The organism is Nocardia sp. CC227C (assembly GCF_030767025.1).
Lineage (GTDB): Bacteria > Actinomycetota > Actinomycetes > Mycobacteriales > Mycobacteriaceae > Nocardia.
Window position 1 is genome coordinate 86404 of sequence record NZ_JASITE010000015.1, and the last position, 12924, is coordinate 99327.

A 12924-nucleotide genomic window follows, 5' to 3' on the forward strand; every position below is an offset into this window, starting at 1 on the left:
GTGGCTGGTGAGTGAGATGGATTCCCCAGCGCTGTGAATCCGCCGCACCCACCGATAGCATCTCGGGACGATCGGCGGCGCGCCGCCACGAGCCGGATTGTGGGTGAGAATCAATGCAGGGTCGGGCCTTCGGGACGCCGGACTTCTTCGTGTGGGCCCCGGTGCTGGGGCTGTTGGAAGCGGCTGCCCTCTGTCTGGTCATCTTGCAGGCGACGGTGGTGGCGCTGGCCCTGATCGCGGCCGCCGTCGTGCTGGTCGCCTTCGAATCCTGGGCGAACCGCCCGCCGGCCAGGCGCCCGCCGGCGCGGCCGCAGCCGCACAGCCGAAACCGTCCGACCCGCCGCGCCTGAGCGCCGACATCGAGCGACCCGTCGGCTCGGCCCGGAAAGGCATGCGCGGCAATGATGCAGCGCGTGCAAACATGCGGGGCGTGCGGAGATGCGCGGCGCGCCGGAACCATTGGGGTCCGGCGCGGTCGTCGCGCATCGAATCACCGTGTGCGGCAGGTCAGGCGGGTACCGGAGCGGGCGGCCGGAGCAGCAGTCCCGTGCGGACCCCGGCGAGGGTGCGCCCGGCGACCAGCACCCACGCGCCCACCAGCAGGGCGTACAGTCCCACGGCGGCGACGGCGAAGAGTTCGGCCCCGGTATGGGCATACAGTGCACTGCTGCCGGTGACGCAGGTACCGACCGGGAAGGTGAAGCCCCACCAGGTGAGATTGAAGGGCATGACCTTGCGGTGCCGCAGGGTGACCGCGAGCGCCAGGCCCAGCCACAGCATGGCGAAGCCCCAGACGGCGACACCGAACACGACGGAGAAGACGAGCAGGCCCCGGGTATACGGCTCGGGCAGCGCGGCCGGACCGGCATCGGCGATCATGGCGGCGGCGGTCACCGACTGGCCCAGCGGGCCGAGCACGATCCACACGGTGGCCACCGATTCCCGGGCGGGCGGACCGTGGTGCAGCAGCCGCGACCAGATCAGGGTGATGGTGATGAGCGCGGCCATGAGGCTCAGCCCGAACATGGCCAGGCAGGCGAACATCATGGTCAGCCTCGGTTGGCCCGCGGGCAGATGCGGGACCAGCAGTGTGCCGGTGGCGGCGGAGACCATGGGCGGCACGACCGGCATGAGCCAGCCGCCGAACGCGGCCTCCGGGCTGCTGGGCTGTCCGGTGATCATCCGATAGGGGATGGCCAGCGCCGTCGACAGCCCGAGTACGGTACCCGCCGACCACAGCGCCCAGTCGACGGCGAGCGCGGCCCGCATGCCGATCACGTCGGAACCCAGCAGCAGGGTGCCCGCGCCGACGGTGAGCAGCGCCATGGGCGGTGCGCCGTAGAAGTGCGCCATGATCGGATGGCGGCCGTGCGCCCGGGCCGCCTCGGGGTGGCGCAGCCAGTGCACGGCGAAAGCGCCCGCGACCACGACGAGCAGTACGGCGGCCGACGCCCAGACGGCGGTGGCGGCCCCGCGCAGCCCGTGTGGCTGCCAGGGCAGGGTCACCGCGGCGGTGGCGACGATGCCGGTGCCCATGACGGCGGCGAACCAGTTCGGGCCGATGTGCCGGAAGGCGTCGGACCGCTCCACCCGCGGCGGCGTCCGTCGCGCCGACCGGGTGAGGTGCCGGGGCCGAAACGCTGCGGGGCGGTGGAGTGTGCTGGTCATGGCACCAGCGTGCGCCCCTCGCGCCGCCCCGGGTAGCGGGCGTATGTCAATGGGTCCATAGAATCGTTCTATGCCCCTGTCGCCGCGAGTGCCCGATGTCGCCGCCCTCGACCTGCTGCTCTCGGTGATCGAACTCGGCAGTCTCGGGCGCGCGGCACACGAGCACGGCATCAGCCAGCCGTCGGCGAGTTCCCGCATCCGCTATCTCGAGCAGTTGGTCGGTGTGCCGGTGCTGGAGCGCACTTCCCTCGGCTCGCGCCCCACCGCGGCGGGCGCGCTCATCGCCGAATGGGCCCGCGAGGTGGTGGACGCGGCCGCGCGCCTGGACGCCGGGATCGACTCGCTGCGCGCCGAGCGGGACTCCCGGCTGCAGGTGGCGGCCAGCCAGACCGTCGCCGAGTACCTGTTCCCGAAGTGGTTGATGTCGCTGCGGGCGCGGCAGCCCGCGACCACCATCGCCCTGGAATCCGGGAATTCCGCCGAGGTGGTCCGCGCGGTGCTGGACGGCCGGGTCGATATCGGCTTCGTCGAGAGTCCGACGGTGCCGCGTGATCTGGAGGGGCATATCGTGTGCCGCGACCGCCTCGTGGTGGTGGTCCCGCCCGGGCACCGGTGGGCTCGGCGGACCGAACTGACCGTGGACGATCTCGCGGCGACCCCGCTGATCTATCGCGAATCCGGGTCCGGCACCCGGATCTCCTTCGAGCGCGCCATGCGACGCGTCATCCCCGACTGGCAGCCCAGCGTCCTGCTCGAACTGTCCTCGACCACCGCGATCAAGACGGCCGTGGCCAATGGGCTGGGCCCGGCCGTGCTCAGCTCGCTGGCCGTGGCGAGTGAGCTGGCCGAGGGAATCCTGTTGTCACCCGCCGTGTCCGGGCTCGACCTGGAACGGCCGCTGCGTGCGGTCTGGCCGCGCGGGCAGCGCCCGACCGGTCCGGCCCGCGATCTCTACGCCATCGCCCGCGGGTAACGCGCTCCGGTCGGATTCACCCGCCGCGAACCCGGGGGATCATCGATTCTCCGGTCACGTGACGCCGAGCTCTGGGCAAACGCGTAACTGATCGGTTACGCTTTCGGGGTGGATGAGGTAGCCGCCGCGATAGCCGATCCGGTACGCCGGGAGATCCTGCGTCTGCTGCGCGCCGAGCAGCTCACGGCGGGCGCGATCGCGTCGCGATTCCCGATCAGCCGCCCGGCCGTCAGCCGTCACCTGCGCGTACTGCGGGAAAGCGGCCTGGTGCACGACGAGCTCGTGGGCCGGGAGCGCTACTACAACCTCGATCCCGCACCGCTGCGCGAGATCGCGGACTGGATCGCGGAATTCGCCGCCGCCGAGAGCTGGGAACGGCGCCTCGACGCACTGGAGACCGAGGTCTTCCGCACCTGGCGCGACCGGCGCAGCCGCCCGGCCGAACCCGGCACCAACGCGCCCGACACCAAGGAGACCACCGCATGACACCGCAACCGAACGGCCGCCTGTTCCGCACCGCCGCGGGCCGCGACCTGGTCCTCACCCGGAACTTCCGCGCCCCGATCGAGGATGTGTGGGCCAGCGTCACCGAATCCGAGCGCACCGCGCGCTGGTACGGCTCCTGGGAGGGCGATGCCGGGCCGGGCCGAACCATCAAGGTGCGCATGCTGTTCGAGGAGAACCAGCCCACTTACGACATGCTCATCGACATCTGCGAGCCGCCCCGCCACCTGGTCGTGCGCACGACCGACGAGCTCGGCGAGTGGGTGCTCGAGGCGGTGCTCACCGAGCGATCCGACGGCACCGAACTCACCTTCACCCAGCACCTCGCGCCCGGCGTCGCCGCCGTGGACGTCGGCCCCGGCTGGGAGTACTACCTGGACGCGTGGGTGGCCGCCGAACACGGCGATGCGCAGCCGAGCTTCGACGACTATTACCCGTCCATGAAGCCGTACTACGAGCAGCAGGACGAACAGGTGTGATGTCCCGCCCCCGCGGGGAGTGGACGGTGGATCGGACGGCTCCGATCCACCGGTCCCCGGTCGAAGGCGTCGATGCTGACGATCCCGTCGACCGGCTCGTCGAATTCCTCCCACCTTGCACGCTGACCTCGGCGCGGCGACCGGAGCTCCGCTGTGTGAGCAGCGATTCGACGTGGTACCTCCGAGGTTCGTCGGCGGTATTCGGGGCAGGGGTATAGACACGTCCGGAGGCCGACGACCGCTCGCCGCGCGGGCCGCGAACCGACGAATCCCGCGCGCGTGAACGAGCCGCCTACGGCGTCGTCGGCTCGGGATGCGGCCAGGTGAAGCCGATGGCATCGCCGAAGGGCACTGCCCGCCAGCGCGGGACCAGCACCTCGAGCCGGTCGACGACCCGCTCGAGGGCGGCGCGATGCCGTTCGTCCAACTCGGCCTCGGCGGCCACCCAGGCGGGTCGCCGCGCCGACGGGTCCTGCCGCCGCGCCCAATACACCAGGCACAGCCCGGCCAGCCGCTCGGACAGATTCATCTCGTTGTCGCCGTCGTGATCGGTACCGCGCAGCCGGTCCTCGCGCTGACGCTGCTTGCGGGAGTTGCGACGGGCGGCGCGGGCATCCTGCGCACCCGCGCCCACCGGACGGAACGAGCCGCCACCGCGGGCGGCGCGCCCGAATACCCCGCCGGTCAGCCCGAGTTCGCATTCCACCAGGTAGTGCGCCAGATCGTGCGGGACGTCATCGTGATAGCCGGGGGCCGGATCGAGTTCTCGGGCACCGTGCACGGCATCGGTGACGACCGTCGCGTAGCGGCGCTGGCCGGTGCGTTTGAACATGACCTCCACCGGACCCAGGCTAGGACGGGTCCGCGGGCTCGCGCATCCAATTATTCGGCGCGGTCGCGCGCCAGCTCGTCGGCGATCTCCCAATCGTTCGGGTGACCCTGCACCGACGGGTCGTAGAGCACCACGAACCAGAACCGCTGCGGGGCCGAGAGCGGGAACGGGCCGACGCTCAGCTCCTCGGAGGTATAGCGGTCGTCGCTCATCATGCGGACCCAGGTGGGTCCGCCCTCCTGCCGGTCGATCCACTTCTGGAAGACCGAGCGGGACGGTTTGGCGGCCATGATGACCGAGAGCAGGGGGAGCGCGTCGAGCTCGTCGACGGTGGAAACGAACCGTAGGGCGTCGTTCATGGCTCGATCTTCTCGCACGGCGGGCACGCTCGGGTCAGGACCCGGCAGCATGGACCGCCGCCAGCCGGGCGGCGCGGATCGCGTGCCAGAGCGGGCGCAGCAGCGTCTCCTGCGCGGCCGCCGCACTGGCGGAGGTGGGCGCGGAGGCGGGCTCGCGCTCGGCCACGGTCAGAATGGCGGCCACCTGATCGGCGGTGTCGAGAATGCGCCGGGCTCGCAGCGGCATGGAATCCGGATAGCGGTGTTTGGAATGGCTTTCCAGTTCCGCCTCGACGAGTTCGCGCGGCCCCGCGGAGCCCGAGCCGAGCCGGGTGGTCTGTAGTCGTTGCAGTGCGTCGGCGGCATCGCGCACCGCCTGCCGCATGGTGAACTCGGCCTCACCCAGCGGCATATCGGGTTCGGACGTCGGCGGGACGGGTATGGCGTAGACGGTCCACCGCAGGGTGTCGTCGTCGGACCACACCGGCACCAGCCCGGTGCCGTCGCCGCCCGGTGCGCCGAGCAGCAGCCCTTCGCCGACTTCCATTGCCGCGGCTGCGAATTCGGTGCCACCGGGGAGGCCGCGCACATCGCCCGGGACCGGCAGCACCAGTCGTGCCCGAGCCTTCGGCGCGGCCACCGCTTCCCGAATCAGCTTGAGCAGCACCATGATTCCGGCACCCTGTGCGTCCAGCGCGTCGTCGGACGCCCACGGCAGCCCGGTGTGACCGCCCGTCACGGGATCCCCGGCGGCGACGGTCTGCCGGGGCGCCCAGGCGCGCAGCGCGTCCAGCACATCGTCGGGGGCGCTGTGCCCGGCCAGCCAGGAGCCTGCCCAGACCGTCAGCGTGGCGCTCGGGGTACTCATTCTTCGAGGATAACTGGAGGGCTGCGGACCGGTCGCGCGGAGCGGGAAGCCCGCTGCGCGGCCGATGGTCCGGGACCGGTGGGTGGTGCGGACCGCCGCCGCGGTGGAGTGCCGCCGGTGCGCTCGCTGCGACGGTCGCACCGCACACGACACGGTGGTGGCACGCGACCGCGTGCGACGGCCTCGCCGCACGGAGCCCGGTGCTACGCGGGCTCCGTGACGAAGTCGATGAGTCGTTCGACCGCGCCGATGAGCGGACTCTCCAGGTCGCGAAAACTGTTGACCGCGTTGTACACCCGCCGCCACCCGTCCTGCGGCGTGCCCCAACCGAGGCGGTCGCAGACGCCCGTCTTCCAGTCCTCGCCCCGCGGCACCCGGGGCCACTCGCGAATGCCAAGCACGGCGGGCCGTACCGCCTCCCACACATCCACGTACGGGTGCCCGGTGACGAGGACGTGCTCGCCGAGCCCGGTGGTGAGGCCGGTCTCCTTGGAGCCGGTCACCAGATGGTCGACCAGGACGCCGACCCGGCGACCCGGCCCCGGGCCGAACTCGCCCAGCCGCTGCGCGAGATTGTCCAATCCCTCGAGGTGTTCGACCACCACGCCCTCGACCCGCAGATCGTGCCCCCACACCCGCTCCACCAGGGCGGCGTCGTGCACTCCCTCCACCCAGATCCGGCTGGCCCGCGCCACCCGGGCGCGCAGTCCCGCCACCCGCGTCGATCCGGAGGCCGACCGTGTCGGCTGCCGGGGCGCGGTGGCGGCGGGCTTCACCAGGGTCACCGGCCGACCGTCGATGAGGAAGGCCGCCTCGCGCAGCGCGAACAGCCGCACCCGCCCGGCGCGGTCCTCCAGCTTCACGAACTCGCCGTCGTAGCTGCGGTCGAAACCCACTACGGCACCGCAGAATCCGGTGGCGGCGTCCTCGGCGACGAGATCGCGTTCGGCCACCACCTTCGGCACCTCGCGCTTGTGCTTCCGGGTATGGCCCGAGTAGATGTCACCGCCGTACATGTCACGCCCGCTCACCGGATAGAAGCTACCGGTGCGAGCGCGCCGCGCGGAGCAGCGACCCGCGCCCCGGGGGGTGAACCGCGACACCAACCGCGCCGAGACACCCACCCTGCCGCGATACCGCCGTGCCGCGACATCGGCTGCGCCGCGACACCCGCCGGGCCGTGCGGGCCCTCGACGCCGCTGGCGGATCACGCACCGGTATCAGGTCACGTTCGGATTCGATCTCCGCCGACGTAGCGGTCGAGGCACTAGGGTGGAGGCGTGGCCGCAATCATTTGGCTGGTCGCGGGACTGCTTCTCGCGGCGGCGGAGGTACTGGTCGGGGATTTGACCCTGCTCATGTTGGGTAGCGCCGCGCTGGTGACGGCGGGTGTGAGCGGGCTGGCGGACACCTCGGTGATCGTCGACGCGGTGGTGTTCGGTATCTCCGCTGTCGCGCTCATGCTGGTGGTCCGTCCGGTTCTGTTGCGCCGCTACGCGCTTCGCCCTGCCAAGCCGATGGGTATGGAGGCGCTGCCGGGTAAGACGGCGCGGGTGCTCGAGCCCGTCGACGAGCACGGCGGGCGGATCAAATTGGAGGGCGAGGTGTGGAGCGCCCGGCCGCTCGACCCGTCCGATCGCTATGAAGAAGGCGCGACCGTCTACGTCGCGGAAATCGACGGCGCGACCGCCGTCGTGTGGAAAGGGCCGTAAATATGGCTGTACTCATCGTTGCCGCCGTACTCGTCCTGCTGGTCGTGGTGGTGGTCTTCAAATCGGTGGCGCTGGTGCCGCAGGCGGAGGCGGCGGTCATCGAACGTCTCGGCCGCTATTCCCGCACCGTGTCCGGTCAGCTCACCTTCCTGGTGCCGTTCGCCGACCGCATTCGTGCCAAGGTGGACCTGCGCGAGCGGGTGGTGTCCTTCCCGCCGCAGCCGGTGATCACGCAGGACAACCTGACCGTGCAGATCGACTCGGTGGTGTACTTCCAGGTCACCACGCCGCAGGCCGCGGTCTACGAGATCTCCAATTACATTGCCGCCGTTGAGCAGTTGACCGTGACGACGCTGCGCAACGTGGTCGGCGGCATGACCCTGGAGGAGACCCTCACCTCCCGCGACTTCATCAACAGCCAGCTGCGCGGCGTGCTGGACGAGGCAACCGGCCGCTGGGGGCTGCGCGTCTCGCGCGTCGAGCTGAAGGCCATCGATCCGCCGCCGTCGATCCAGGAGTCGATGGAGAAGCAGATGAAGGCCGACCGCGAGAAGCGCGCCATGATCCTCACCGCGGAGGGTCAGCGGGAAGCGTCCATCAAGACCGCCGAAGGCCAGAAGCAGGCGCAGATCCTCTCCGCCGAGGGCTCCAAGCAGTCGGCGATTCTGTCCGCCGAAGGTGAACGCCAGGGCCGCATCCTGCGCGCCCAGGGTGAGCGCGCCGCCGCCTACCTGCAGGCGCAGGGCCAGGCCAAGGCCATCGAGAAGGTGTTCGCGGCCATCAAGTCCGGCAAGCCGACGCCGGAGCTGCTGGCCTACCAGTACATGCAGACCCTGCCCCTGGTCGCGCGCGGGGACGCCAACAAGGTGTGGATGGTGCCCAGCGACTTCGGCAAGGCCCTGGAGGGCTTCGCCCGCAACTTCGCCACCCAGGGCGAGGACGGCGTCTTCCGCTACGAACCGGCCCCCGACGGGGAAACCGGCGAGCGGCCCGAGGACGATTCCGACGAGGTCGCCGACTGGTTCGACATGGCCACCGACCCGGCCGCCGAGCGCGCGGTCCGCGCCGCCGAGGCCGATGCGCGCCAGCCGGTGGAGGATCCGACCGCCGCCGCATTGGGCCGCCAGCGCGACGCCGGCCAGCGTGACTCCGGTCAGCGCGGCCTACCCGATCCGTCGCGCCAGGTGTCCTACCCCCAGGCTCCGACCTACTACGACCCGCAACGACCGGGTCCGCAGCAGCCCGGCCCGCAGCAGCACTGACCACCGGCCCGGGGCCCGGTCGACCGGTGCCGCGCACAGCGGCCGCACCTACCTTTGACACTGCCCGGCGCGGGTGGTGACGATGGTGGGGTGGCCGATCGCATTCCGACCAGCCGGATCGCTCGCGCCCACCGGCTGGGCCGGGCGGTGGCGCGAGAGATGCTGCGCGACACCGGGGTTCGGCTGTCCATGGTGGGCCGGTCGGAGGAGTTGCGGGCGCGGCTGGCGGAGAAGCAGACACTGCGGGCCGCCGATCAGCTGTTCACGATTCTCGGGAGCATGAAGGGCGCGGCCATGAAGGTCGGGCAGACCATGTCGCTGCTCGACCTGGACATGTTCCCGGAATCGCACCGGGAACGCTTCCGGGAACGCCTCGCGAACCTGTGCGACCAAGCGCCGCGCATGCCCTTCCCGCGGCTGCGCTCGGTGCTGGAGGCCGACCTCGGGCCGATGGGCGAGGTGTTCACCGAATTCGACACCGACCCGCTCGCGGCCGCGTCCATCGGCCAGGTCTATCGCGCCACGTTGCGCGACGGCCGGGCGGTGGCGGTGAAGGTGCAGTACCCGGGCATCGAGGAGGCCGTGCGCGCCGACCTGGAGAATCTGCGGCTGTTCGCCGCCTTCTGGCGACCCATGCTGCCCGCACTCGCCGATTCCCGGGTGCTCGAAGAGGTTTCGCTCGCCATCACCGGCGAGTTGGACTACCTGGCCGAGGCGCGGGCACAGCGGCATATGGCCCACCGCTACCGTGATCACGCCCTGGTGCACGTGCCCGATGTCGTTCCCGACCTGTGCACCCGCCGGGTGCTGGTCAGCGAACTCGTCGACGGGCGGCCGTTCGCGGCGGGCGCGGAACTGCCCGCGTCGCACCGCAAACGCATCGCGGAGATCGTCTACCGCTTCTATGTCGGCTCCCTCTACCGCGACAACGAGTACTGCGGTGACCCGCACCCGGGCAATGTGCTGCTCGCCGCGGACGGGCGCGTGGCCTTCGTTGATTTCGGGCTGTTCCACCGTATGCGCCCCGAATACGTGCGCTTCGAGATCGACTGCGTGCGCGCCGCCGTCGAGGGACGGGTGGAGGACCTGCGCGCGCTGCTCGTACGCCGCGGCGTCATCGACCCGACCACGCCCGTTCCCGCCGCGGAATGCCTGGAGTACATCGCCGCGACCGCGTGGTGGAGCCTGGTCGACGAGGAGGTCACGGTGACCGGCGATATCGCCACCACCGCCTTCGCGCGCGCCGTCGACCCCCGTGCCGACGCCGTCGTGCAACGCGTCGACAACCTGCCCGCCGAACACCTCTTCTCCCGCCGCGCCGAACTCATGACCTTCGGCACCATCGGCACCCTGACCGCCACCAACAACTGGCACCGCATCGCCCGCGAATGGATCTACGGCGACCCGCCGGCCACCGCCATCGGCCGTGAGTTCGCCCGCCACCGGGCCGAATCCCCCGCGGATCCGCCGCAGCGCGGTGGTGCGTGAACGACGCTCGCCGCTCAGGGCTTACAGCGGGGCTGTCGGCACGGTGTGGCGGCGGATCTCACCACAGTGCCGCGTGGTGGCGCAGCGCGTCGATCACGAGGACGGCCCCGAAGATCAGGAAGAGCACCCGCACCGACGCCGGGCCGAACCGCCGCATGGCCCGGACGAGGCCGCGGTGGAATCGCCGGGCGCGGGCGGTGCGGCGGGTGGCGGTGAGCAGTACCAATGCCGGTGGCAGCAGTGCGATGGCGCAGTAGCCGACAATGATCAGCGGCCACAGCGCGGGCCTGGGTTCGCGGGCCGAGAGCATGGCCAGGGCCGCCAGATAGGGCACTGCCGTGGGCGCTTGCCCGAGGCCGATGGCGATCCCCGCCAGCCCGAGCAGCCACGGCCGCCGCCGCGCCTCCAGCGCCCAGGCGGGCACCGCCGCCGTCGTGCTCCCGGAGATCCGGACGGCACCGAGCACCAGCAGGACGATCCCCGCCACCAGCTCACCCCAGTACCGCAGCGTCGGTGTCAGCGTGAAGTCCACCAGTTCGGTGACGAAGCTCAATCCCAGCACCGTGCAGATACCGAAAGTCGTTGTGACGGCGAATACTCCGGCGAGGAAGCTGAGCACCCCGGGCACCGGTGAGCGACGACCGAGCCGACTGTCGTAGATCACCGCGGTGGTGACCCCGACCATCAGCACGTCGAGCGAGTCCAGGAACGCGAAGCCCGCGAGAACCAGTAGGAAGATCAACATGACCTCACCGACGATACGGACGATCCGCCACCATGCCGCGCGACGACGCCGGCGCATCGAGGTGCCGGAGACGTACCAATCGATATGTCTGGTGCGGGCTCCGTGCGCAACCCGCGCCGATACTGTGCCTGTGCCTGTGCCTGTGCCTGTGCCTGTGCCCGCCGGGTCGGGACCGGTCGTGCCGTCCTGACCGCTGTCGCTCCGCACCCGCCGTCGCGTACCGGCGGTATCGCATATCATGACGGCATGTCGGCCGCCGAGAAGAGGGGTACCCGCGGGACCAAGCGCACCGCGGCGGCCGGATCCCGTCCGGACGCGCGCACCGAGCGGTGGCGCGAACATCGCGAACAGGTGCGCGCCGACTTCGTGGACGCCGCGCTGCGGGCGCTGGCCGAGCACGGCCCGGACGTGAGCATGGACGACATCGCGCGCGCCGCGGGCTGCGCGAAACCCAAGCTGTACCGCCACTTCGAGGACAAGACCGATCTGTACCTGGCCATCCTGGACCGGGTGCAGAGCATGCTGTGGGATCGCTTCCTGGAGCGGGTGAACCTCATGGCCGACTCGGTGGCCGATCTGCTGCACATCGGGATCACCGAGTACGTGGCCGTGGTCGAGGAGCGCCCGGAGGTGTTCCGCTTTCTGGTGCACGGGCGCATGGCGCAGCAGGCCGAACAGCCCGAGCGAGCGCTTGAGGTGGCGCAGCGCTCGGCCCTGCGGGTGGCGCGGTTGGTGGAGGAACGGCTGTCGGGGCAGGAGGTGGACACCGGCAGCCTGGAGCTGACCACCTACGCCATCTTCGGGGCGGTGGGCTCGGCCACCGAGTGGTACCTGGGCATCAACCGCGCCCGCGACCGGGTCATGACCGCCGAGCAGTTCGCCGAGCACGTCAGCACCATCGCGACGGCGGTCCTGGACGCGGTCGCCCGGCTCAACGAGGTGGCGGTGGACGTGCGCAAGCCCCCGCATCTGGCCTTCGCCGGGAACTGAGCACGCGGCGCTACAGGTCGAAGCTGATGTGGATCTCCGCCGATTCCGGCAGCGTCTGGCAGGCCAGCGTCCACCCCCGGGCGAGTTCCTCGTCGATGAGCGCCTCGTTGTGCACCATGCGGGTGCGCCCGCGCGTCACCGCACAGACGCAGGTGCCGCACGCCGATTCCCGGCACACGTAGGGCGCGTCGATGCCGTTGTCCAGCAGCACATCCAGCAGCCGGGCGGCGCGCGGCCAGCCGAGGTGATGGGTGCGGCCGTCGATATCGACCGCCAGGGCGACGCTGCCGTCGCCCGTCGCCGTGGTGGGCGACGGGGCGACCGTGGATTGCGTTGGGGGAGTGGTCGTCTCGAACGGATTCGCGGTGAGCGACCGGTATTCCTCCAGATGGATCCGCGCCGCCGGTACCCGCAGCGCGGACGCGGCCGACCGCAGCACCGTGGTGAAGCCGAGCGGGCCGCAGATGTACCACTCCCGGTGGCGATGCCGCCGCAGCAGCTCGCCCACCCGTCGCGGGCTCGGCACTCCCCGTTCGGTTTCGATCCAGTGCAGCACCCGCAGTCGCCGCGGATACCGGTGCTCCAGCCGGTCCAGTTCGGCCGCGAAGATCACCGACCGCCGATCCCGGTTCGCGTACAGCAGCACAATGCTGCCGCGCCCCGCCGCCAGCACCGATTTCATGATCGACAGCAGCGGTGTGATCCCGCTGCCCCCGGCGGCCAGCAGCAGTTCCCCGTCCAGCCCGCGTGGACCGAAGCTGCCGCCCGGCTCCAGCATGGTGATGCGGTCGCCGGCCGTCGCCGTGTCGCAGAGCAGATTCGACGCGTAGCCGCCCGCCGTGCGCTTGACCGTCACGGCGAGCCGGTCGTCCACATGCGGACTGCTGCACAGCGAATAGCAGCGCGCCACCGATCCGGTGCGCTCGCTGGGAATCCGCAGCGTGAGGAACTGCCCCGGCCGATAGGCGAACCGGCCGGTCAGCTCCGGGGGTACGGCGAAGACCAGGGTGCGGGCATCGGCGGTCTCCCGCACCACCTCCGCGACCTCGAGCATGTGCGTCCGCC

General features: G+C 71.0%; 15 protein-coding genes. 8 read left to right on the top strand and 7 right to left on the bottom strand.

Going from position 1 to position 12924, the window contains the following annotated elements:
* The first annotated feature begins 113 nt into the window (after nucleotides 1-113).
* The gene (locus QMO76_RS27200) at nucleotides 114-350 is read left to right on the top strand and encodes a hypothetical protein (protein ID WP_306364181.1); all 237 of its coding nucleotides are present in this window, start codon (nucleotides 114-116) and stop codon (nucleotides 348-350) included.
* A gap of 157 nt (nucleotides 351-507) precedes the next feature.
* Here the strand turns inward: QMO76_RS27200 and QMO76_RS27205 are convergent, their stop codons facing one another.
* A complete protein-coding gene (locus QMO76_RS27205; RefSeq protein ID WP_306364182.1) occupies nucleotides 508-1668 on the bottom strand; it encodes a TDT family transporter in 1161 nt (386 codons plus the stop codon).
* 70 nt (nucleotides 1669-1738) lie between these two features.
* On the opposite strand from QMO76_RS27205, the gene QMO76_RS27210 reads away from it, so the two are divergent.
* The 3 genes from QMO76_RS27210 to QMO76_RS27220 all read left to right on the top strand — a co-directional run bounded on the left by QMO76_RS27210 (nucleotide 1739) and on the right by QMO76_RS27220 (nucleotide 3624).
* Nucleotides 1739-2641 carry a LysR family transcriptional regulator gene (locus QMO76_RS27210; RefSeq protein ID WP_306364183.1) on the top strand — a complete coding sequence of 301 codons (903 nt, stop codon included), beginning with the start codon at nucleotides 1739-1741 and terminating at the stop codon, nucleotides 2639-2641.
* A gap of 108 nt (nucleotides 2642-2749) precedes the next feature.
* Nucleotides 2750-3127, top strand: a complete 378-nt coding sequence (locus QMO76_RS27215) for a metalloregulator ArsR/SmtB family transcription factor (protein ID WP_306364184.1) — start codon at nucleotides 2750-2752, stop codon at nucleotides 3125-3127.
* Nucleotides 3124-3624 (top strand): SRPBCC family protein, encoded by a 501-nt coding sequence (locus QMO76_RS27220; protein WP_306364185.1) that lies wholly within the window; start codon nucleotides 3124-3126, stop codon nucleotides 3622-3624. The genes QMO76_RS27215 and QMO76_RS27220 overlap by 4 nt, the downstream gene beginning before the upstream one ends.
* Before the next feature lie 292 nt (nucleotides 3625-3916).
* On the opposite strand, the gene QMO76_RS27225 is transcribed toward QMO76_RS27220, so the two are convergent.
* From QMO76_RS27225 to QMO76_RS27240, 4 genes are all read right to left on the bottom strand, one after another.
* Entirely contained in the window at nucleotides 3917-4465 is a 549-nt protein-coding gene (locus QMO76_RS27225) for a hypothetical protein (protein ID WP_372342095.1), read from the bottom strand.
* Between the two features lie 41 nt (nucleotides 4466-4506).
* Nucleotides 4507-4815 (bottom strand): hypothetical protein, encoded by a 309-nt coding sequence (locus tag QMO76_RS27230; RefSeq protein WP_029928655.1) that lies wholly within the window; start codon nucleotides 4813-4815, stop codon nucleotides 4507-4509.
* Nucleotides 4816-4849: 34 nt separating this feature from the next.
* Nucleotides 4850-5662: a hypothetical protein gene (locus tag QMO76_RS27235; protein ID WP_306364186.1), complete on the bottom strand. Its 813-nt coding sequence runs from the start codon at nucleotides 5660-5662 to the stop codon at nucleotides 4850-4852.
* A 203-nt stretch (nucleotides 5663-5865) separates the two neighbouring features.
* Complete coding sequence (locus QMO76_RS27240; RefSeq protein WP_306364266.1) at nucleotides 5866-6678, bottom strand: DUF3097 domain-containing protein; 813 nt, start codon at nucleotides 6676-6678, stop codon at nucleotides 5866-5868.
* 264 nt (nucleotides 6679-6942) lie between these two features.
* Here QMO76_RS27240 and QMO76_RS27245 point away from each other — a divergent pair, with 264 nt between their 5' ends.
* From QMO76_RS27245 to QMO76_RS27255, 3 genes are all read left to right on the top strand, one after another.
* The gene (locus QMO76_RS27245; RefSeq protein WP_306364187.1) at nucleotides 6943-7374 is read left to right on the top strand and encodes an NfeD family protein; all 432 of its coding nucleotides are present in this window, start codon (nucleotides 6943-6945) and stop codon (nucleotides 7372-7374) included.
* Between the two features lie 2 nt (nucleotides 7375-7376).
* The gene (locus QMO76_RS27250; protein ID WP_306364188.1) at nucleotides 7377-8636 is read left to right on the top strand and encodes an SPFH domain-containing protein; all 1260 of its coding nucleotides are present in this window, start codon (nucleotides 7377-7379) and stop codon (nucleotides 8634-8636) included.
* Nucleotides 8637-8726: 90 nt separating this feature from the next.
* Nucleotides 8727-10124: an AarF/ABC1/UbiB kinase family protein gene (locus QMO76_RS27255; RefSeq protein WP_306364189.1), complete on the top strand. Its 1398-nt coding sequence runs from the start codon at nucleotides 8727-8729 to the stop codon at nucleotides 10122-10124.
* 58 nt (nucleotides 10125-10182) lie between these two features.
* Here QMO76_RS27255 and QMO76_RS27260 read toward each other — a convergent pair whose 3' ends face one another.
* The gene (locus QMO76_RS27260; protein ID WP_306364190.1) at nucleotides 10183-10869 is read right to left on the bottom strand and encodes a GAP family protein; all 687 of its coding nucleotides are present in this window, start codon (nucleotides 10867-10869) and stop codon (nucleotides 10183-10185) included.
* A 246-nt stretch (nucleotides 10870-11115) separates the two neighbouring features.
* On the opposite strand from QMO76_RS27260, the gene QMO76_RS27265 reads away from it, so the two are divergent.
* A complete protein-coding gene (locus tag QMO76_RS27265; RefSeq protein ID WP_306364191.1) occupies nucleotides 11116-11859 on the top strand; it encodes a TetR/AcrR family transcriptional regulator in 744 nt (247 codons plus the stop codon).
* A 10-nt stretch (nucleotides 11860-11869) separates the two neighbouring features.
* Here the strand turns inward: QMO76_RS27265 and QMO76_RS27270 are convergent, their stop codons facing one another.
* Complete coding sequence (locus QMO76_RS27270) at nucleotides 11870-12913, bottom strand: ferredoxin--NADP reductase (RefSeq protein ID WP_306364267.1); 1044 nt, start codon at nucleotides 12911-12913, stop codon at nucleotides 11870-11872.
* Nucleotides 12914-12924: the final 11 nt, after the last annotated feature.